The 20,602-nt window shown below is 49.0% G+C and carries 17 protein-coding genes and 1 tRNA gene; 7 read left to right on the top strand and 11 right to left on the bottom strand.

The window, feature by feature from the left end:
• Positions 1 to 364: 364 nt before the first annotated feature.
• The 5 genes from A6301_RS03950 to A6301_RS03930 form a co-directional block, all read right to left on the bottom strand.
• Positions 365 to 586, bottom strand: a complete 222-nt coding sequence (locus tag A6301_RS03950; protein WP_107167752.1) for a Flp family type IVb pilin — start codon at positions 584 to 586, stop codon at positions 365 to 367.
• 200 nt (positions 587 to 786) lie between these two features.
• The gene (locus A6301_RS03945) at positions 787 to 1,098 is read right to left on the bottom strand and encodes a hypothetical protein (RefSeq protein ID WP_107167751.1); all 312 of its coding nucleotides are present in this window, start codon (positions 1,096 to 1,098) and stop codon (positions 787 to 789) included.
• A gap of 368 nt (positions 1,099 to 1,466) precedes the next feature.
• Positions 1,467 to 1,556: transfer RNA gene (locus A6301_RS03940), tRNA-Ser, on the bottom strand.
• Between the two features lie 219 nt (positions 1,557 to 1,775).
• Positions 1,776 to 2,414 (bottom strand): RpiB/LacA/LacB family sugar-phosphate isomerase, encoded by a 639-nt coding sequence (locus tag A6301_RS03935; protein ID WP_010287191.1) that lies wholly within the window; start codon positions 2,412 to 2,414, stop codon positions 1,776 to 1,778.
• A 217-nt stretch (positions 2,415 to 2,631) separates the two neighbouring features.
• Positions 2,632 to 4,665 carry a choline transporter gene (locus A6301_RS03930; RefSeq protein WP_234257141.1) on the bottom strand — a complete coding sequence of 678 codons (2,034 nt, stop codon included), beginning with the start codon at positions 4,663 to 4,665 and terminating at the stop codon, positions 2,632 to 2,634.
• A gap of 338 nt (positions 4,666 to 5,003) precedes the next feature.
• Between A6301_RS03930 and betI the strand changes: the two genes are divergently transcribed.
• The 4 genes from betI (at position 5,004) to A6301_RS03910 (ending at position 9,630) form a co-directional block, all read left to right on the top strand.
• Positions 5,004 to 5,591: a transcriptional regulator BetI gene (gene betI / locus A6301_RS03925; protein WP_234257140.1), complete on the top strand. Its 588-nt coding sequence runs from the start codon at positions 5,004 to 5,006 to the stop codon at positions 5,589 to 5,591.
• Positions 5,592 to 5,658: 67 nt separating this feature from the next.
• On the top strand, positions 5,659 to 7,131 hold the full coding sequence (gene betB / locus A6301_RS03920) for a betaine-aldehyde dehydrogenase (RefSeq protein ID WP_234257139.1): 1,473 nt from the start codon (positions 5,659 to 5,661) through the stop codon (positions 7,129 to 7,131).
• A 19-nt stretch (positions 7,132 to 7,150) separates the two neighbouring features.
• Positions 7,151 to 8,830: a choline dehydrogenase gene (betA, locus tag A6301_RS03915; RefSeq protein WP_234257138.1), complete on the top strand. Its 1,680-nt coding sequence runs from the start codon at positions 7,151 to 7,153 to the stop codon at positions 8,828 to 8,830.
• A gap of 146 nt (positions 8,831 to 8,976) precedes the next feature.
• Complete coding sequence (locus tag A6301_RS03910) at positions 8,977 to 9,630, top strand: tellurite resistance TerB family protein (protein WP_107167746.1); 654 nt, start codon at positions 8,977 to 8,979, stop codon at positions 9,628 to 9,630.
• A 96-nt stretch (positions 9,631 to 9,726) separates the two neighbouring features.
• Here the strand turns inward: A6301_RS03910 and fabA are convergent, their stop codons facing one another.
• A complete protein-coding gene (fabA, locus tag A6301_RS03905; protein ID WP_005970620.1) occupies positions 9,727 to 10,245 on the bottom strand; it encodes a bifunctional 3-hydroxydecanoyl-ACP dehydratase/trans-2-decenoyl-ACP isomerase in 519 nt (172 codons plus the stop codon).
• Between the two features lie 91 nt (positions 10,246 to 10,336).
• Positions 10,337 to 12,106, bottom strand: a complete 1,770-nt coding sequence (locus tag A6301_RS03900) for a Lon protease family protein (protein WP_234257137.1) — start codon at positions 12,104 to 12,106, stop codon at positions 10,337 to 10,339.
• Between the two features lie 177 nt (positions 12,107 to 12,283).
• On the opposite strand from A6301_RS03900, the gene matP reads away from it, so the two are divergent.
• Positions 12,284 to 12,745 carry a macrodomain Ter protein MatP gene (gene matP, locus A6301_RS03895; protein WP_234257136.1) on the top strand — a complete coding sequence of 154 codons (462 nt, stop codon included), beginning with the start codon at positions 12,284 to 12,286 and terminating at the stop codon, positions 12,743 to 12,745.
• Positions 12,746 to 12,896: 151 nt separating this feature from the next.
• Here the strand turns inward: matP and ompA are convergent, their stop codons facing one another.
• Positions 12,897 to 13,982, bottom strand: coding sequence for a porin OmpA (gene ompA / locus A6301_RS03890; RefSeq protein ID WP_215484201.1), 1,086 nt, complete (start codon positions 13,980 to 13,982; stop codon positions 12,897 to 12,899).
• 362 nt (positions 13,983 to 14,344) lie between these two features.
• The gene (gene sulA / locus A6301_RS03885) at positions 14,345 to 14,851 is read right to left on the bottom strand and encodes an SOS-induced cell division inhibitor SulA (RefSeq protein WP_205542830.1); all 507 of its coding nucleotides are present in this window, start codon (positions 14,849 to 14,851) and stop codon (positions 14,345 to 14,347) included.
• Between the two features lie 221 nt (positions 14,852 to 15,072).
• On the opposite strand from sulA, the gene A6301_RS03880 reads away from it, so the two are divergent.
• Complete coding sequence (locus tag A6301_RS03880) at positions 15,073 to 15,693, top strand: TfoX/Sxy family DNA transformation protein (RefSeq protein WP_107167740.1); 621 nt, start codon at positions 15,073 to 15,075, stop codon at positions 15,691 to 15,693.
• 16 nt (positions 15,694 to 15,709) lie between these two features.
• Here A6301_RS03880 and yccS read toward each other — a convergent pair whose 3' ends face one another.
• Both yccS and A6301_RS03870 read right to left on the bottom strand, forming a co-directional pair.
• Positions 15,710 to 17,845, bottom strand: a complete 2,136-nt coding sequence (gene yccS, locus A6301_RS03875) for a YccS family putative transporter (RefSeq protein WP_234257135.1) — start codon at positions 17,843 to 17,845, stop codon at positions 15,710 to 15,712.
• A 20-nt stretch (positions 17,846 to 17,865) separates the two neighbouring features.
• Complete coding sequence (locus tag A6301_RS03870; RefSeq protein ID WP_205542827.1) at positions 17,866 to 18,312, bottom strand: YccF domain-containing protein; 447 nt, start codon at positions 18,310 to 18,312, stop codon at positions 17,866 to 17,868.
• Between the two features lie 186 nt (positions 18,313 to 18,498).
• Here A6301_RS03870 and helD point away from each other — a divergent pair, with 186 nt between their 5' ends.
• Positions 18,499 to 20,556, top strand: a complete 2,058-nt coding sequence (gene helD, locus A6301_RS03865) for a DNA helicase IV (protein ID WP_234257134.1) — start codon at positions 18,499 to 18,501, stop codon at positions 20,554 to 20,556.
• Positions 20,557 to 20,602: the final 46 nt, after the last annotated feature.

The following is a 20,602-nucleotide window of genomic DNA, read 5'->3' as shown; positions in this document are numbered from 1 at the left end:
CAAAAAACGCCCTTAGCGTAAGTTAAGGGCGTTTTCATATCATGCTGCCTATTATTAAAATAAAATCTAGTAATGAGTAGTGCACCTTAAGTCATTCGAATTACAGGCCGCAATGCAGTAAAAGATTGGTCAGGAAAAAAATTTAATCAGCTAAAGGCTTAATTCGGTAAGCGAGAATATGCAGTTTGCAGAGCATATACCCGTCATACTTCAAGTTGCATGTGTGTTGGCCGCCTTCCTGAAACTCGAATTATTTAGGGTATATAATATAAAATCTTGAACGTTATTACTGAATAAAGTGCTAAAGGAAAATATATCGCACTAGTCATGTTCTGAAAAATATTTCTTAATATTATTATCCGTTTTATTTTTTTGCTGCAAAGCACGAAATTCCGGGTTCGTCTGTTCCACACGTTCTAATTATTTGATGGGTTTCGTCAAATTTATCATTAAGTGCATTAATTAAAATACCACTATCACCAAAGATAAAACCAATCGCCGCGGCTATCAGCGCCGCAAGAATACCGTACTCGATTGCTGTAGCGCCACTCTCGTCACCTAAGAATGATCGGAATGTTAATTCCATCGTCGTTTCCTCCCTTTTCCATACCTAAAAGTACGCGGATGTTTTTATCTTATAAATCCGCATTAATGATAATGAGTTTTATTAACGAGATCAATCGCGAAGTCTGGCTGATTTGTATGGGAGTGGGTTGGCCATCCCTTTTCGGTTGGCGTTGAGAAGATTTGCCCACTCTGCAACATCAAACAATACTCATCTTGTATTTACAACGGATGTACGGCCTCAATTTCATGTTGAAAAACATACGGATCGGACAAAAGGCAAAATTTATCATCTTCATGATAGGTTACCGCGGTATGATAATCCTCGCCTGCAAAAGCCTTAATCGCGTCAATGTTAGTCCAGTACGTGGCAAGGAAAAAATGTTCCCAGTTTCCCTGCGTTACACGTTTAACAAACGCGCCTTGATTACCTGGGATACTTTGCGAATGTGTGACACCTGTTAATTGAAGATGAGTTGCAAAGCCTTCTGCGTGCTCCAGTGGTACACAACCATGCCATGTTCTTACTATCATTGCTCGACTCCTGTTGTAGTAAAGTCAATAAATTCACCAAATGAACAAATTGCGGGAAAAATATTATTAATGCTCCCGCTACGAGTTAGGAAAGCGCTGATTCACACCATAACACGTCCCATCATCCCATGCTGATCGACCTGACTGCATTCGCAAACAGTGACGTGATAAATGTCTAATAATGAAAGTGGCAAGAGCGTTATCTTGAACCTTTCTTGGCGTGTATGACTGATAAGTCAGTGCAAAGGAAAAAGAGAGGATACTGGATTCCGTAAATAAAAAAAGCCCGCTGAGGCGGGCTTTCTATGTATTACTTTATGTAGGACAAAATCAAAAACACTACGTGACTTTCGACTTTGTGCAAAATATGGCGGTGAGGAAGGGATTCGAACCCTTGATACGTTTTCACGTATACACACTTTCCAGGCGTGCTCCTTCAGCCTCTCGGACACCTCACCGGGGGTTGCCTATAGGGGGCAACGGGGCGCTACTATAGGGAGTCACTTAGCTCCGGTCAAGCAGTATTTAGCGCGAACGGTGCGTCTGGCTAAGCATTGAACGGTAACGGATAGTCCGCATGACGATGTCGTGAAAATGCAGGCAAAATGGGCAAGAAATGAGCATAAAAAACCCACAGACCGCGATGGCCTGTGGGTTTTTTGTCAACCGTAGGACGATTACGCCAGCAGCGTTTTGATGTAGCTGGTCAGTGCTTCGTCTTTGCTGTTAGCGAAGAAGTATTCCTGGAATTTAGGACCAGCAATCGCGCCTTTAACCAGATCCTGATCGAGACCTTTCAGAATGGTGATCAGATCGTTGTAGGTCACTGCTTTTACGGCATCCAGAATTTTCTTGTTACGTTGTTGAGGTGCAACGCGATCGCTCGGATAGCCGCGGCCGCCTTCTTCTTTGAACAGCTGGGTAAACAGGTTTTCCAGGTTCAGTTCAGCGCCCCAGCCAAAGCCTTTAGCGTAAGGAACGGATACCGCGTTACCGTTGTTGATCTGAGAGAACAGGTAAGCATCAGATGGGTCAACAACCAGACCGCAGATTACGCCAGGGAAAGAGTTACAAGCCAGCATTGCGCCCTGGCCAGTACCACAACCGGTCACAACGAAATCAGCCGCGCCAGAGTTCAGCAGGATAGCTGCCAGAATACCGTTCTGGATGTAGGTCAGCTGCGCTGCATCTTCAACGGCGTATTGGCCGTAGTTGTGTACAGTGTGGCCCAACGGTGCAACCGCTTTGGTCAGTGACTCGGCGATGATAGCGTTTTTGGCAGCCTGGCTGTTCTCGTTAATCAGTGCAATTTTCATGTTCGTTCCTTTTCTGTGACGGACAAATACATTTTTTAAAACTGTATTTCAATTTGATGTGTGCAGTATACCGTTTCAAAAATAAAGCGCAAATCGTGGAAGCAAAGAATGCGGCACAGCCCATAAATTCGGGAAAAATACGATGAAGAAAGAATGCATGATGAAGAGGTAATTAATTGAAAAATGGCGCTATATTTCAGCGCCATCGGGGAGGGGATTATGCATCCGGGAAGGTGAGCGTATTACCGGGAGCTTCTCGATTAAGATGAAGAAAATTCAGATGGCGTTCATACTGATCCAAAATGTCGTTAATCACCTGTTCTTTACTGTAGTCCATCAGATCATTCCCCTGACTTCCTTCCAACAGGAAGGTTTCAAGCCGGTAATAATCTGATTTTCCTGACCGAGCACGGTAGGTAAACGCCGGGACGCTATAACGCTGCGGCCAAATTTGATAAAGAAAGTTCTGTTCATCGCCTAAATCCACCAGCAGTTCAAGGTGGTTCAAGCGCTCATCTTCGACAGGCGGCAATTCGTTGACTTCAACGCTGGCACCCCGTAGACGTAATTCACGTGCAACATCCGCCATGGCCGCTTTACAGATGTTATCCAGCATTTTCTGTGTATGCGTTGTGCCGGGGAAATTCATGACGCGTGAGATGCGCTGTTTCCAGTTCAGGCGATCGTCGCCTGAGATTGGCATCGGCGCTGAGGTTTGCAAGGAACTGGCTTTACGGTAATCCTCAACCCTCAGTGATTTATATAACCCCGCCATAATAAAGAACATCACAAAGCTAAACGGCAACCCCATGATGACGGTCGTGTTCTGTAATGCTGACACGCCGTTTGTCATCAACATACCCAGCGTCAACAGGCCAATCGCGACAGACCAGAAAATCCGCAGCCAGTTTGGTGCATCGTTGTTGATGTCACCAAGGCGAGAGGTGAAGTTGCCCAACACCAGTGAACCAGAATCGGCAGAGGTAACATAAAACAGCAGGCCGGTAATGGTCGCGACAGAAGCGCTCAGGCTGAAGCCTGGGTACTGTGCCAACAGGCTGTAGAAACCACGTTCCGGGTGCTGCATAACTTCGTTTGCAAAGTCCAGATTACCGTGGATCACCTGATAAAGCGCACTGTTGCCGAAAATGGAGAGCCACAGCAACGTAAAGACAAACGGGATGATCAGCGTGCCGACAACAAACTGACGAATCGTTCTGCCGCGTGAGATACGTGCCAGAAACAGCCCGACAAACGGTGCCCATGCGACCCACCATGCCCAGAAAAACAGCGTCCAGCTATTCATCCATTCTGTCGGGCGATCGAACGCAAAACTGTTGAGTGTCATACTGGTAAAGCGATTGATGTAATCCCCAACGTTAAGCACTAGCGCGTTCAGCAAAAACTCGGTATCGCCCCAGAAGAGCAGAAAGAGAATCAAACCCAGTGCGAGCAAAACATTCAGTTCGGAGAGAAAGCGAATGCCGCGATTGACGCCGGACGTCACGGAAACGGTCGCCATGATCACGGAAAGCAGAATGAGAGAAGCCTGAACGGTGAGATTCTCTGGGATTTGGAACAGCACTTTCAGTCCGTAGTTAAGCTGAACGACACCGATGCCCAGCGTGGTCGCGATACCGAAAATGGTTCCGAGCACGGCTGCGATATCGACGCTGTGTCCAATCGGGCCATTGATGCGTTTGCCAAAGATGGGATAGAGGGCAGAGCGAATTGTCAGCGGCAAATTATAGCGGTAGCTGAAGTAGCCCAGCGCGATTCCCATCAACGCGTACATTGACCAGCCTGTTAGCCCGTAGTGAAACAGCGTCCAGACCATAGCCTGTCGTGCTGCTTCCATCGTCTGGCCTTGTCCTTCAGGCGGCATCATATATTGCGTAATCGGCTCTGCGACAGAAAAAAACATTAAATCGATACCGATCCCCGCCGCAAACAGCATCGCAGCCCAACTCATCAGGCTAAATTCAGGTTTCGATTGTTCTGGCCCGAGCTTAATTGAGCCGAATCGAGACGAGGCGATGAAGATGACGAACACGATGTAGAGCGTGGCGGCGAGCAGGTAGTACCAACCAAATGTGGCGGAAACCCAGTTGAGCGCGTGAGTAATCCAGTCGTTCGCTTCTTTGTTAAACAGCATGGTCATCAGCGAGAAGGTCAGGATTAATCCCGCTGATGTGTAGAACACGACAGGATTTAGGCGATCCTGTTGGGGCGTAGTTTCTGTGGCTGGCATGGTTATCCCTTGCGTTATGTGAATCGATACTCTGACTCCTCTCTCCACGAAGCGCGCTTAGCGCATATCAAGAACCGGTCGCAGGGCATCCGCTGAGTACGCTTTCGGTTGAAGATAGTCTTCAGAACAAAAAAGAAATTATTCTTTTTAAGTTGGCGTTATCGTCTGAACTGACGCCACTTTTCGTGATAATTGATACAGATTTTTAACCTTTCAGCAATAAAAGATATTCATTTTTTATTGAACGTTCAATCAAAAAAAAGTTTAATGGGATAAATCGGATCACAAATCATCGTCTTTTACCGTGATCCATCGTTCAGAAATGAAGGGGACGTGTAGTGCCTAAAGTCGGAATGCAGCCCATCAGACGGCAGCAACTCATCGAAGCGACGCTGGCAACGATTAACGATGTGGGCATGCATGATGCCTCGATCGTGCAGATTGCCCGACGTGCAGGGGTGTCGAATGGAATCATCAGTCATTACTTCCGTGATAAAAATGGCTTACTGGAAGCGACGATGCGTTACCTGATTAGCCATCTGGGGCTGGCGGTAAAATCAAGGTTGCTGAGCCTGACAGAAAATACGCCTCGTGCGCGTTTGCGAGCAATTGTTCAGGGGAATTTTGATGATAGCCAGACGAATAGCGCGGCGATGAAAACCTGGCTGGCATTCTGGGCCAGTAGCCTGCATTCCCCTATGCTCCATCGCTTACAGCAGGTTAACGATCGGCGACTTTACTCCAACCTGTGTGTCGAGTTTAGCCATTGCTTGCCGAAAGATAACGCGCGTATTGCGGCCAAAGGGCTGGCTGGTCTGATCGATGGGCTGTGGCTACGCGGTGCGTTAAGTCATGACGCTTTCAACCGCGAAGAAGCATTGAGCATTGCCTGCGACTATATCGATCAGCAGCTCATTCGCGCGTAATCCTTCCTTATTATTTTGCCTTCTCTGCCCGGGCGTGTGGTCGGGCAGTTATATGACAGGAGAATTTATGTCTCGCTACGGTTTACAACAGCTTTATATCAACGGGACCTATGCCGATAGCACGGGTAACGATACGTTTGATGCGGTGAACCCTGCAAATGGCGACATTATTGCCCAGCTTCAGTCGGCCACTGCCGCTGACGTTGATCGCGCCGTCAGCGCCGCTACCGCAGGGCAGAAGATATGGGGGGCGATGACGGCGATGGAACGTTCGCGTATTTTACGCCGCGCCGTGGATATCTTGCGCGATCGCAACGACGAACTCGCCTTACTTGAAACCCATGACACAGGCAAGCCACTCTCAGAAACGCGTACCGTCGATATTGTCACTGGGGCGGATGTTCTGGAGTACTACGCGGGGTTGATTCCTATGCTGGAAGGTCAGCAGATCCCCTTACGTGATACCTCATTCGTCTATACCCGGCGCGAACCGCTTGGTGTTGTCGCCGGTATCGGTGCCTGGAACTATCCCATCCAGATCGCATTGTGGAAATCGGCGCCCGCGCTGGCGGCAGGCAACGCAATGATCTTCAAACCCAGCGAAGTCACATCGCTTACCGCGCTGAAGCTGGCGGAAATCTACACCGAAGCTGGGTTACCGGCCGGCGTATTCAACGTGCTGACGGGGACGGGGAAATCCGTTGGTCAGGCGCTGACCACACACCCGGGGATTGCCAAAGTCTCTTTCACCGGTGGGATCGCCAGTGGGAAAACGGTCATGGCTAATGCCGCAGGCTCGACACTGAAAGAAGTCACGATGGAGTTGGGTGGAAAGTCGCCGCTGATTATCTTTGATGATGCCGATCTGGATAAGGCCGCAGATATCGCCATGATGGCGAATTTTTTTAGTTCAGGACAGGTGTGCACTAATGGTACGCGCGTCTTCGTTCCACATGCATTGCAGACGCAGTTTGAGGAGAAAATTCTGGCGCGCGTTCAACGCATCCGTATCGGCGATCCGACTGACGAGCTGGTGAATTTTGGTCCTCTGGTTAGCTTCCCGCACCGGGAGTCCGTACTGCGTTATATCGAAAGTGGAAAACGTGAGGGCGCACGTGTGCTGGTGGGTGGTGAACCCATGACCGACGGTGACTATGCCCAAGGTGCATACGTTGCTCCTACGGTGTTCACTGACTGTCGGGATGACATGAAGATTGTCCGAGAAGAAATCTTCGGCCCGGTCATGAGTATTTTGACGTATCAGGACGAGGGGGAGGCCATACGCCGCGCTAATGATAGCGAATACGGTCTGGCGGCCGGTATCGTGACCCGCGATCTAAATCGAGCACATCGGGTTATTCATCAGCTTGAGGCAGGGATTTGTTGGATCAACACCTGGGGAGAATCTCCGGCTGAAATGCCTGTGGGCGGCTACAAACATTCTGGTGTTGGACGTGAAAATGGCATAACAACGTTGGAACACTACACGCAAATTAAATCTGTACAGGTTGAACTGGGTGAATTCCGCTCGGTATTTTAAACGAAGGGGAGAAAGCCTAATGGAATATGATTACATCATTATCGGAGCTGGTTCCGCTGGTAATGTGCTGGCAACGCGTCTAACAGAAGAAAGCGATGTGAGCGTGCTGCTGCTTGAGGCGGGTGGCCCGGATTATCGGTTGGATTTTCGTACACAGATGCCTGCCGCGTTAGCTTTTCCATTGCAGGGGAAGCGCTATAACTGGGCGTATGAAACCGATCCCGAACCCCATATGAATAATCGCCGCATGGAATGTGGCCGTGGAAAGGGATTGGGTGGATCATCGCTGATTAACGGCATGTGTTACATCCGTGGTAATGCGATGGATTTTGATAACTGGGCGACGATGCCGGGTCTGGAAGACTGGAGTTATCTTGATTGCCTGCCGTATTTTCGTAAAGCGGAAACGCGCGATGTGGGATCGAATGACTACCATGGTGCGGCGGGGCCGGTGTCGGTGACAACGCCGAAGATGGGAAACAACGAACTATTCCACGCGATGGTTGAAGCGGGCGTACAGGCGGGCTATCCGCGTACGGACGATCTCAACGGGTATCAGCAAGAAGGTTTTGGGCCGATGGACAGAACCGTCACGCCGAAGGGGCGTCGCGCCAGTACCGCGCGAGGTTATCTGGATCAGGCAAAAGATCGTAAGAATCTGACTATCGTGACGCATGCCTTAACCGACAAGATTCTCTTTGACGGAAAACGTGCTGTTGGCGTGGCCTACTTTAAAGGCGAAAGTGCCCAGACGGCGAAGGTTCGTCGTGAGGTGTTGTTATGTGCCGGCGCAATCGCCTCGCCGCAAATCCTGCAACGTTCCGGCGTCGGGCCGAAAGATTTGCTCCAAGGGCTCGATATTCCTGTGGTACATGATTTGCCCGGTGTCGGTGAGAATTTACAAGATCACCTGGAAATGTATTTGCAATACGCTTGCAAAGAACCGGTATCGCTATATCCGGCGTTGCAGTGGTTTAATCAGCCGAAAATCGGTGCGGAATGGCTGTTCAATGGTACGGGTATTGGTGCCAGTAACCAGTTCGAAGCGGGGGGGTTTATTCGCAGCCGTGATGAGTTCACCTGGCCGAATATTCAATACCATTTCTTGCCCGTCGCGATTAATTACAACGGTAGTAATGCGGTGAAAGAGCACGGGTTCCAGGCGCACGTCGGTTCCATGCGTTCACTGAGTCGAGGGCGTGTGCAGGTGCGGTCGAAAGATGCACATGAGCACCCCAGCATTGTGTTCAACTATATGTCGACAGAACAAGATTGGCAGGAGTTTCGCGATGCGATCCGTATTACGCGTGAAATCATGGCACAGCCAGCGCTGGATAAATATCGTGGACGAGAGATCAGCCCTGGCCTAGAGGTTCAGACGGATGAGGAACTGGACGAATTTATCCGCACTCACGCTGAAACGGCATTCCATCCCTCCTGTTCCTGCAAGATGGGAGAGGACGATATGGCGGTGGTCGACGGGCAAGGCCGTGTCCACGGCATAGAAGGATTACGCGTGGTGGATGCCTCCATTATGCCACAAATTATTACCGGTAATCTGAATGCGACAACCATCATGATTGCCGAGAAAATTGCCGACCGAATCCGCCGGCGTCAGCCGCTGCCGCGTAGCAAAGCACGCTACTATGTTGCTGGCAATGTACCAGTGAGAAAAACCCCGCTGAAACCTGCCTCGTGACGTTCCCAGCATAGTCAGATGGACCGCATAGAAAGCGCGGTCCATACTTTTCATTGTTATACACAATCTGACAAACAAACGCCTTCCGCACCATTACTATGAGTGACAACACCATCAGTGAGGTCACTTTTCCTTGAGGAATGAAAATGAATAATTGGCTGCAACAAATTCAGGGCTTATTAGGTTCCGCTAGCAAGCAGGGGAGTCATCATCAAGGGGGAAAAAACGGTAATTTGGGGGACATGTTGAAGCCCGCAGCGCTGGGTGGTTTGGCTGGCGTCTTACTGTCAAATAAATCCACGAGGAAAATCATAGGTTCATTGGGTAAAAATGCCCTGATCATTGGAGGCAGTGCGGCGGCGGGTGTCGTGTTGTGGAACCAATACAAGAAACGCGTTCGCGACACGCATCAGGATGATCCGCAGTTCGGCACTCAGTCTTCTACTGACAATATTCGTGCACGGCGTTTAATTCAGGCTCTGGTTTTTGCTGCCAAGAGCGATGGGCATATTGATGCAACTGAAAAGCAGCGTATTGATGACAATATTCAGCAACTGCAATTGGGCAGCGAGGCGCAACGTTGGGTGCAGGAAGCTATAGAACAACCGCTTGATCCGATTTTGCTAGCGAAAGATGTGAAGAATGAAGAAGAGGCGCTTGAGGTCTACTTCCTCAGTTGTGCAGTCATTGATGTTGATCACTTCATGGAGAAAAGCTATCTGGATGCGTTAGCGACAGAGCTGAAGATACCGCAAGACGTTCGACAGTCGATCACCAATGAACTTAAAAGTCCAACATGATAAGTCGAGTGATTTAGGGTTGCGGTTGGATGTAATCGGGTAAATAGAAGAGATAACGCGGGCGAAAAACGCTTCGCCCGCAATATAGTCTGATACTTAGAAAGAACTGGTATCTTTGAACAAACCAACTTTCAGTTCGTCAGCAGTATAGATCTGTTGACCATCGACCAGCACTTCACCATCAGCAATACCCATCACCAAACGGCGATTGATTACGCGTTTGAAGTGAATGCGGTAAGTGACTTTTTTCGCTGTTGGCAGAACTTGCCCGGTGAATTTGACTTCACCCACGCCGAGTGCGCGGCCTTTGCCCTCGCCACCCAACCAGCCCAGATAGAAGCCGACTAGCTGCCACATGGCATCCAGACCAAGGCAGCCTGGCATCACCGGATCGCCAATGAAATGGCAACCGAAGAACCACAGATCAGGCGTGATATCCAATTCGGCTTCCACATAGCCTTTGCCGTACTTACCGCCGTCTTCGGTCATTTTAACGACGCGGTCCATCATTAGCATGTTAGGGGCGGGTAACTGAGGGCCTTGTGGACCGAACAGCTCACCACGACTGGAGGCAAGGAGGTCTTCTTTTGTATAGGATTCGCGTTTATCTACCATGGTCTCTGTAAGCCTTGTTTTAATGAAGCACGCAGATTAGCGTACACCTGTACGCTGAGCAAGTCTGTTGCGTCTGGTTGAACCAGTTGGTTTAACGGAAAAACCAAGGAAAACGTCTACGCTCCTGCGGTAAAAGTTGTCCAATTCGCTCACGAATCGCCGCTAACAGACTTGGCTGCTGCTCATCGTCATAAGCAAAATTGGTCAGTAATGATACCGCTTCCGGTGCAGTTTCTACTGGGAACAAGTGGAATTTACCTTCACGTACCGCCTCAACGACATCCTCCTGTAAACAGAGGTGGCGTAGGTTAGCCGCAGGTAAAATCACACCCTGAGTTCCCGTTAGCCCACGACGCTGGCAAACCTCAAAGAATCCTTCGATTTTCTCATTCACGCCGCCAATTGGCTGTACGTGACCAAATTGATCGACGGAACCGGTAACGGCAAACTGCTGATTGATTGGCCGCAAGGACAGAGCGCTGATCAGAGCGCAGAGTTCTGCCAGCGAGGCGCTGTCACCATCAACTTCGCTGTACGATTGCTCGAAGACCATGGATGCTGAGAAAGGAAGCTGTTGATCAAGTTCCAGTTCGGTAATCAGGAACGCCTGCATGATCATCATGCCCTTGGCGTGTAAATTGCCAGCAAGTTCAGCTTTGCGTTCGACATCAGTGAACTCGCCGTCGCCTGCATGAACGACACAAGTGATTCGTGTCGGTTCGCCAAAAGCAACGGGATAGCCCGGGAATTCCAATACGGAAAGCCCGTTAACCTGACCGACAACGTCGCCTTCCGTTTCGATCAGGATCTGACCGAGTTCTATTTCATCCTGCATGCGCTCACGAAGATAGCCTTCACGCCATTGGCGTGCGGCAATCGCGTCGACCAGCGCCTGTTCTGTGATCTGACCGTCTCTGGCGTATAGCGACGCATATTTTAACTGGCTGACTAGCCAGCGCGGGCATAATGGCAAATTACCCTGATCGCCGCTGTAACGTACCGCACTGTTTACGAATGCTGGCCAGGCATCGGCATCCAGTAGCGGCAGTTGATTTTCGTTGCATAACGCATTGATGTAAGTACACCAGCGAGCCATGTCATCTGTTTCAATCAACTGTAGTTGCGCTTCGAACTCACCGTAAATCGCGTGTTCGCCTAACTCTGGCTCCATATCATGAATGTCCGCCAGGCTTTCCCGATCCCCAATAATAATTAGACGAATATCAAGTGGCATTGGTGGTACATCAACGGGAAGTGGTTTGCGCTCGTCTGGGGACAGCCAACGATAGATTCCCTCAGCCATAATCTGCTTCAGACGCAGCCACATTAACGGCTGAGCCAGCAGTGCTCTGGCTGACAGGATCAACGTACCGCCATTAACCTGATGAACCAGCCCTGGATGCAGTGTTATTTCATCGTGGAAATTACGCAGACAGCCGAAGAGTTGCTCAGGTTCAATCCATTCTTGATAGCCACAGAGCTGCTGGGCGGCAAAGTTATCCGCTAGCTGTGTGGCGGGTTCGACCCGGATATGACGACCCTCAATGATATATTTACTGCCATGTATCGCCCCGGAGTCTGTCCTGATGGCGCTCAGCGCACGGGCGATCAATGCCATATATTCATCGTTCTCTTGCGCTTTTAATAGCATAAAGCGGGAAGGGGAACGAGGGTGGCAAAAGAGCGTCAGACTGTCTGCCAGACGCGACTGAATAGCGGAGAATTCAGCAGGAGCAAGCTGAGCTGCCTGAGTGAATAGCGTTTGATAAGGCGTATTATTGGGCAGTAAGTGCTGCCATGAGAGTCGGTTACTGGTCAAAGTATCAATGTAATCGTCTAAAGGAAAAGCGTGATTATACAAGAATAATGCGCACTGCGCATAAGGAGAGTCATCTCTCCGTCATCTTTCATTCGTCGAAGATCAGAACCTGATTGGCTAATCGTCTTAAAAGCTGCTAGAAAACCGCCAGAAAGCGGCCAAAATCAGGGAAAACTGTTATGCTGGAAGTAACGTTACGCGGTCACTGAAGAATTTAATATGAAATATCAACAACTAGAAAATCTTGAGTGCGGATGGAAATGGAAATACCTGGTGAAAAAACATCGCGAGGGAGAAGCGGTTACGCGTTTTCTGGAGCAAAGTGCGGCGGATGCTGCGGTGCAGGCATTGCTTAAAATGGAAAACCAGCCAGTGAAAGTGTTGGAGTGGATTGCGCAATGTATGAATCCCGTCTTAGAAAATAGGATGAAGCAAACGATCCGCGCACGGCGTAAACGTCATTTTAATGCGGAACACCAACATACGCGCAAGAAATCAATCGATTTGGAATACTTGGTTTGGCAGCGTCTGGCGGCTCTTGCTCAGAGGCGTGGGGTGACCTTGTCGGAAACGATTGTGCAGTTAATTGAAGATGCCGAGCATAAAGAGAAATATGCCAGCCAGATGTCGCTGCTCAAGCAGGATCTTAAAGACATTCTGAATAATAAAGACGAAAAATGATCGGTATTTGTCATTTATCTTGCTGAAAAACGGACATAAAAAAGCGCAGGGCGCGTTTTCCAACGTTGCGCAGCAACGGCCCGTAGGGTGACAGACAAAGATGTCCTTCATAAAAAAACCTCGCCGAAGCGAGGTTTTTTTCGTTAATAACTTAAGCCTGAGGCTGAGTTACAACGTCTTTGATGCCTTTAACTTCGATCTCTACGCGACGATCTGGTGCCAGGCAGTCGATCAGCGCAGCACGAGGTTTCACGTTGTCACAGGTAGAACCGGTAACTGGTTGAGATTTACCTAAGCCACGAGCAGAGACTTTATTCGCAGGGATACCTTTAGAAACCAGATAATCCACTACGCTCTGAGCACGTTTTTCAGACAGAGCTTGGTTATACTGCTCTGAACCTAAACGGTCAGTGAAGCCCAGAACAACAACGGAACCGTCTTTCGGGTCCAGAGAGCTCAGCTGGGTGTACAGTTGATCCAGTGATTGCTGGCCTTCTGCTTTCAGCGTTGCTTTGTTGAAGTTGAACAGGACGTCAGATTTCAGGGTGAAACGCTTGGTTTCAACAACTGGAGCTGGTGCTGGAGTTGGAGCCGGAGCAACAACGGGTGCAACACGCTCATCTTGACCGAAACGGTAAGACAGGCCAACGCTCATCAGCAGGTTATCTGGACGGGCACCAACGGTACCAGCATCACCAATGTTGCTTACCCATTGGTAGTCAACGCGGGCAGCCCAGTTTGTGTCGATAGCGTATTCAACACCGATCGCAGCCAGCGGAGAAACGCCAGTATCGTTGTTGTTGAGGTGGGTGCCGCTTCTGTCAGCGTGGCTATCTGTGCGCCATACCATGCCGCCCAGACGGGTATAAGCGTCCAGACCTGGCAGCACTGGGTAGCTCAGTTTAGTAGCCAGTTGAATGCCTTGTGCCTTGAAGCTAGCACTGTCTGCTGCATTAGAAGTAGAACCAGCATACTTCATGCGGCCCAACCAATCGTAGCCCAGTTCAAAACCCAGGTACGGGTTGGCTTGGTAACCAACAAAAGCACCAGCGCCTAATTTGCTTTTGATCGGGTTATTGATGACACCGTTGTAGCCATTGCCATAGAAACCCGTATCGTGGAATTGAGACACACCCAGTTTACCACCGGTGTACCAGGTATTTTCTTTAGGAGCTGCTTGCGCGATAGTCGCGAAGCTAGCCAGTGCCACTGCAACTGCGATAGCTGTTTTTTTCATTTTACGCCTCATTATCATCCAAATCGGCAATTAACCTGGAGGGCTAATAAACCTTTGGTTAAAATCCTTTGGTTGGAGACTTTGCCCTTATTTATGACTCACTGTCAGTCAACTGACGTTATAAAAGAGCAACTCCAGCGAGTTAAAGTCTACAACGTGATGAGAAAGTTACAAGTATGATGTGACTTGCGTCATAGGAAAAACGCACGAATCATACACACTTACTAACAAATAGTAGATGGTTTTGACAGATCTTACGTCTTTGGGGTGTATTAAATATAGCCAAAAAGCCCGCAGAATACCGCTTTGCGGCGATCCACGGGGCATATAACGTAATTGAGCTGAGAAAAATCTTAATTTACTTAATGATACAATGTCGAATGAATTTTAAGGCTGGGAAACAGTCTATAGGCGTCCCCGCTGGCATTTTCTGGTCGCATAATAAAGCCGTATGTATTTCCTGCCTGTGCGGCGTCCCGTAACCGAACCTTCTCTTCTTCCGTCAATTCGTGCGGCAACCAGCACAAAACGGCGCTGTAATTTCCTGTCAGTAACGCTCTCTCCATGGCATCAACAGTAAACAAGGGATTGATATGGTTGAGCTGCACTATTTTATCCAGCGGTAATCCAGATTGCTGTACCCAAGGGCGACTCAATTTTTGCTGGGGAGAAAGCCATAGCAGCCAGCGAGACTGTGTGCCTAGCTGCTGTAAGAGTGGAAGTAACAGGTGTGTGACTATGGGTTGATCGGCGTTGTACACGACTTCGCTGATAATACCGCCCGCGACAGCCGAAGATTCTGCTGTGTGTTGATTGGCAGAAAACGATGATGACGGGACGTTGTGAGAGCTGATTGATTGCGTACGCATAATGAGTTCTACCCATAGTGTTACTGTATAAATGTACAGTAACTGCTGTGTGCGTGAAAATCAACCTGATTTTTTGAAAGCGCTTCGCATATTCTTTATGCAAGAGACAGTAAACACATTTACTGTTTGAAGCCACCTCGGGGGTGTGGTTAATTATTTATTCCTGCTACGAATATTTAACTGTTCAGGAAGAGATCATTTCAATACTAAGGATTATGGCAATGAAGCAATTATGCAAAAAAAGGATTTTGCAATCTCAACATTCGTTTTCCTCTTTAGGGGATATCACTTCACGTTCCCAATTTGGTGGCTACAGTATCGCAGCAAATAAAACGATTTTTGGATTGGTGTCGGAAGGGGAGCTTTATCTTCGCGCCAGTAAAAAAGATGAAAAATATTTTCAGCAGCGTGATATGCCACATCTGATTTATACCAAACGCGGTATGCCGTTACCGCTGAACTACTTCCTTGTTGATGACATATTATGGCAAGAGCCACAGCAGTTATTATATTTTGCCCGACTGGCGTTAGCAGGTGCGCAGCATGATCAGGCTCTTAAATGTACGAGCGGGCGTTTAAAAGATCTCCCTAATCTTAACCACGACATCGAAAGGCTGCTGTGGAAAGCGGGAATAAAGAATATTGATGAATTACAGCATTATGGTGCGAAAAACAGCTATCTTGAGCTGCGAAAGGTGCGCGCTAATTTAAGCGTGAACGTGTTATTGGCGCTTGCTGGCGCAATTTGTGGCACGCATCAAGCCGCGCTCCCCCGCGGTATTCGTAATGAGCTTTTAGAGTGGTATAAAAATAATACCCTTTCCAAAGGGCCAAAACACTAAGAGCGTGCTCCCTGTTTTACTGTGAAATCATGTCGTTTTTTAGCTGTACGAGTTCAGGTAAGAGGCCGATCAGCAGGCCGATTTGCTGAATAATTAATGGTTCTTTACTGTCTGACTCAAGTGAAAGGGATTGAATGCCGGTGGCAATAGCTTTCAATCCCTGATTGATTCGTAGACTGTCCTCTTCCCGACAGTGTAGCGCGTCGTCAACATGACACACGGCATCATCCAGAAATTGCAGCGTTTCCGATGAAGCTATTTTCCCTCGGTGTGCGCCGAGCGTTGAAATATAACTTAATAACGTATGATTCAGGCACATGAAGCGGAATGCATTGTCCAGCTTGTTCTTGGTGGTGTGAGGCTCAGAGGACATATTTGACACAACCGATGCCAATTCTGCGTCGCAATTATGCGCATCGCGACGGGCAATACGATAAGGCAAACTATTATCTTTCCCCTGATGATATTGAATCATGATCGCGTCAAGATAGCGGCAATTGGCATTTAATGTTTTATTAATAACGGTAGGCAGGCCGCGGAAACGCCAATCTGGCCAAATAAAACTCACTGCCGCCCACGCGATGGCGCAACCCAACAAGGTATCAATAATACGTGGTACCGCGACGTCAAAGCCTTCGCCCAACAGGTTGAAACAAAGTAGGACAAGCAGCGTAATAAACATGGTCGCATGTGCGTATTGCACGTTACGAAAGGAAAAGAAGAGTACACCGCTAATGACGATCAGCGTGAGTTGTCCTTCCTGTGAAGGGACGAAGTACAGGATAGGAAGGCCGATTAAAATACCGGTCAATGTCCCGATAACCCTCAACGTCAGTCGTCTCCGGGTTGCGTTATAGTTGGGCTGGCAAACAAATAGGCTGGTCAGCAAAATCCAATAACCGTGTTGCAAACCCGTTATCTGAATCAACGCGTAGCCGCTACAGAGTAAAACTGACATGCGGATGGCATGGCGAAACAGCGCCGACTGTGGTGTTAGATGGCGGCTAATGCGTAAACGGATATCGCTCCAACCCGTGATGTTGTCATCGGCCAGCGTGTTTTCTGGATTGTTTTCTTGCTCAATGCTCTGCTCGGATTCGATGGTCGATAATTGCGCATCAATAGCACGCAGATTATTCAATAAATAAGTGAGCGCCTTAATTTGCGCGGAATCCGCCATGTTGTTGGCAGCGACGCGCGCAATAGCGGATTCAAGATGCACAAAAGCTCGCTCAATGCGGCTGTCATGCTGATATTTTTGGTGCAGCAGAATGGATTGCGATAACTGCTGGCAGGCTTTGGCTTGCATGCTCAGCAGACGTTGAAAGCGAAATAGGACGTCGCTATAGCGCAGTTTTTCACGCAACTGTGGATAGTAAACATGCGACGAACTGGCACGTTCGTGAATATCCTGGGCGACAAAATAGTAGTGCAGTGTTTGGCGTGTTCCTCGCTGTCCGCGATCGCCACGCAGGCGCGTTAACAATGATGATTTGGTTTGGTTGAGCATCGCAACCAGTTGGCTGTTTGCCATGGCAACATCAATAAGGGGCTTGTCAGTTTCTTCTTCAATATCGGGATCGAATAGGTTGGCTTTTGCATCTAAGTAGCGAGCCAACTGTTGATAACACTGTGCGAGATTATCCTGCAACGGGCGGATCGGGAAGAGTAGATGTCCGAATAGCGTCAGCAGATTATACCAGGAGGCTCCGATCAAGAGCATGATGGGCTGCTGATACCAATTGTCGTAAAGGGATATTCCCAGCATGGTGTAAATTGCGATCAGCAGTGCACCGAATGCGATTGTCGCATAGCGCTGCCCTAATGCGCCGAGCAGGATAAAACCGCAGGTTGATACCGCCAGACCAATGCCGAATAGCCACGGATAAGGAAAAAGCAATTCGATCGAAACGGAAGCAACAAAAAAACAGGACAGCGTAATAAACAAATTACGTAAACGTCCGGTGAGGCGATCGTCGAGGTCGGTAAGGGCCGCGGCGACAACCCCCAGAGTGACCGGAATTGTTGATGTTGGCTGACCTAGCCACCAGGGAACGGCCGCTGCACCACTGAGTGCAATAAGGATGCGGATGCTATACAGCCAACTGCTGTTATAGACATAGCGACGAATTCCTGGGGCGAAGGTGAGCAACGTAATATCCTTAGATGCCGTTAGCGATAGTGACGACGGGCATTATTTTCCCGCGCAGCCTGTGCTAGTTCGACGGAAACCACGCGACGTCCGACAGGCCATAGCGCGATGGCAGCAATTTTAAAATTAGCGATGCCGACTGGAATGCCAATGATCGTAATACATTGAGCGATACCGGTAATGATATGCGATAGGCAAAGCCACCAGCCAAAGAAAATGAACCAGAAGATATTGAGTAGAGAACCGCCAGCGCTGAGAATGGCGCTCTTTTCATTGGGGCGTAACTCATCAACATGGATGGCTTCATTGCCATAAGGAAAAAGCGACAATTTGGTGATTTCCCAGCATGAGCGTGTTAGCGGCAAAGTGAAGATCAGCAGCACGCTGACGACGGTTGCCAGAAGCCAGGCTAATGTGGTGAAAAAGCCGCCCAGTACGAAATTAAGGATGTTCAACGCAGTACGCATAGTTTCTCCTGTGCTTGCAAGGTAACCAAACTTGCTGATGGTAAAAGAATTATCACATTAAGCATCAGGATATCCTAACCTGTTTTTAAGGCTAGAGCGTGAAGTCCGATAACGGGTAAACTAGGAAACTGAGAAACGCTAACAAATGTACCAATGTCCCTCTCATATAGTCATGGCGCGAACATCATGGAACTGAAATCTACCTCATTAGGTAAACATCTGGCTCAGCATCCTTACAACCGGGTGCGGTTACTGAATGCCGGTGTCGAAGTGAGTGGCGATAAACATGAATACCTGATTCCTTTTAATCAGTTGCTGAATATTCACTGTAAAAGAGGGCTGGTGTGGGGTGAGCTGGAATTTGAATTGCCAGCCGGAAAAGTGGTGCGTTTGCATGGTACTGAGTGGCAGGAAACGCAGGCTTTTTACCGCCATCTTCTCAAATCCTGGCTTGGCTGGAGCGAGGAGATGAGCCTGATCTGTGCTGAGGTTTTGCTGCGTCAAATGGACAGTATCCATACACTGACGCAGCAAGATAAATGGTTTAGTCGTCAGGCTCTATCAACGTTGCAGAGTGCTATCCGCAATTCGCTGGAGTCTTTGCCTCTTCCTATTGCTCGCCTTGATTCCTTTGATAACTGCCGTGATAACTACCAACATTGCCTGCGTTGGCTTGAGCAGGGTGACGAGATGCGCACTGCGACGAACCGGGCATGGATGGATCGCACGTTGGCGGCAGAGCAAACTTTCTTTGAAACGGTAGAGAGTTCGCCATTAAATGTGTCTCAGAGCAAAGCCGTGATCAATGGCGAAGAGGGCGTGCTGGTGTTGGCAGGGGCAGGCAGTGGTAAAACGTCCGTGCTGGTGGCTCGTGCAGCCTGGCTAATGCATCGTCAAGAAGCGGCGCCCGATCAGATTTTGCTGCTGGCATTTGGCCGTAAAGCGGCAGACGAGATGAACGAGCGCATTCAGGAACGGCTCCATACGGATGAGATTCAGGCTAAGACATTCCATGCGCTGGCATTGCACATCATTCAGCAGGCTAGCCGTAAGGCACCGATGATAAGCCAGCTTGAAAGTGATGCAAAACAGCGCCGCGAGCTGTTGATTTCACACTGGCAGCAGCAATGCGCCGAGAAAAAAACGCAGGCTAATGGTTGGCGTCGTTGGTTAACGGAAGAGCTGGAGTGGGATGTGCCAGACGGCGATTTCTGGAACGATTCGAAGCTGGCGGGGCGGCTGGCTGGACGACTTGAGCGCTGGCTGGGATTGATGCGTATGCACGGTGGTAGCCAGAGCGAAATGGTGGAACAAGCGCCAGAATCGATTAGGACTGAATTTCAGCAACGTATTCGCCTGATGGCACCGTTATTGAAAGCCTGGAAAAAAGCGCTTAAGGACGAAAACGCAGTCGACTTCTCCGGCCTTATCCATCAGGCTGTGAACTTGCTGGATAAAGGACGTTTTGTCAGTCCCTGGAAACATATTCTGGTCGATGAATTTCAGGATATTTCACCACAGCGCGCGAGTTTGCTTGCTGCGCTGCGGCGACAAAATAGCCGTACCTGCCTGTTTGCCGTAGGGGATGACTGGCAGGCAATCTATCGTTTCAGCGGTGCGGAATTGGCGTTGACGACGGGCTTCGAACAGCATTTTGGCGTAGGTGAACAGTGCGCGCTAGATACGACCTATCGCTTTAATGAACGCATTGGTGAAATTGCCAACACGTTCATCCAACAGAATCCGTATCAGTTAAAGAAACCGCTTAATAGCTTGAGTAAGGGGGATAAAAAAGCGGTGACTATCCTACCTCAGGAACAGCTTGAACCACTCTTGGATAAGTTGAGCGGTTTTGCTAAAGCCGATGAGCGTATTCTCGTGCTTGCTCGTTATCACCATTTGCGCCCTGCTATTTTAGAGAAGGCTGCGACCAAATGGCCGAATTTACATATTGATTTCATGACGGTGCATGCCAGTAAAGGTCAGCAGGCTGAGTATGTCATTATTGTAGGGATGCATGAGGGTAAAGATGGGTTCCCGGCTCCGGCAAGAGAATCTGTGATTGAGGCAGCGCTGTTACCGGAGCCAGAGAATTTTCCCGATGCGGAAGAGCGTCGCTTACTGTATGTCGCGTTGACGAGAGCAAAGCATCGCGTCTGGCTGTTACAGGACGTGACGACTCCCTCTGTGTTTGTTGAGCCTCTTCGGCGCTTAGGCGTGCCAGTACAGCGTAAGCCAGGATAACGAAAAATAGAGAAGTGAAACCGTAGAGGCCAGCGTCGGGTGTGCA

Source organism: Pectobacterium sp. IFB5596, from assembly GCF_021432585.1.
GTDB classification, from domain to species: domain Bacteria; phylum Pseudomonadota; class Gammaproteobacteria; order Enterobacterales; family Enterobacteriaceae; genus Pectobacterium; species Pectobacterium punjabense.
The sequence above is the reverse complement of the archived record's forward strand: the minus strand, read 5'-3'. Positions and strand labels throughout refer to the sequence as shown.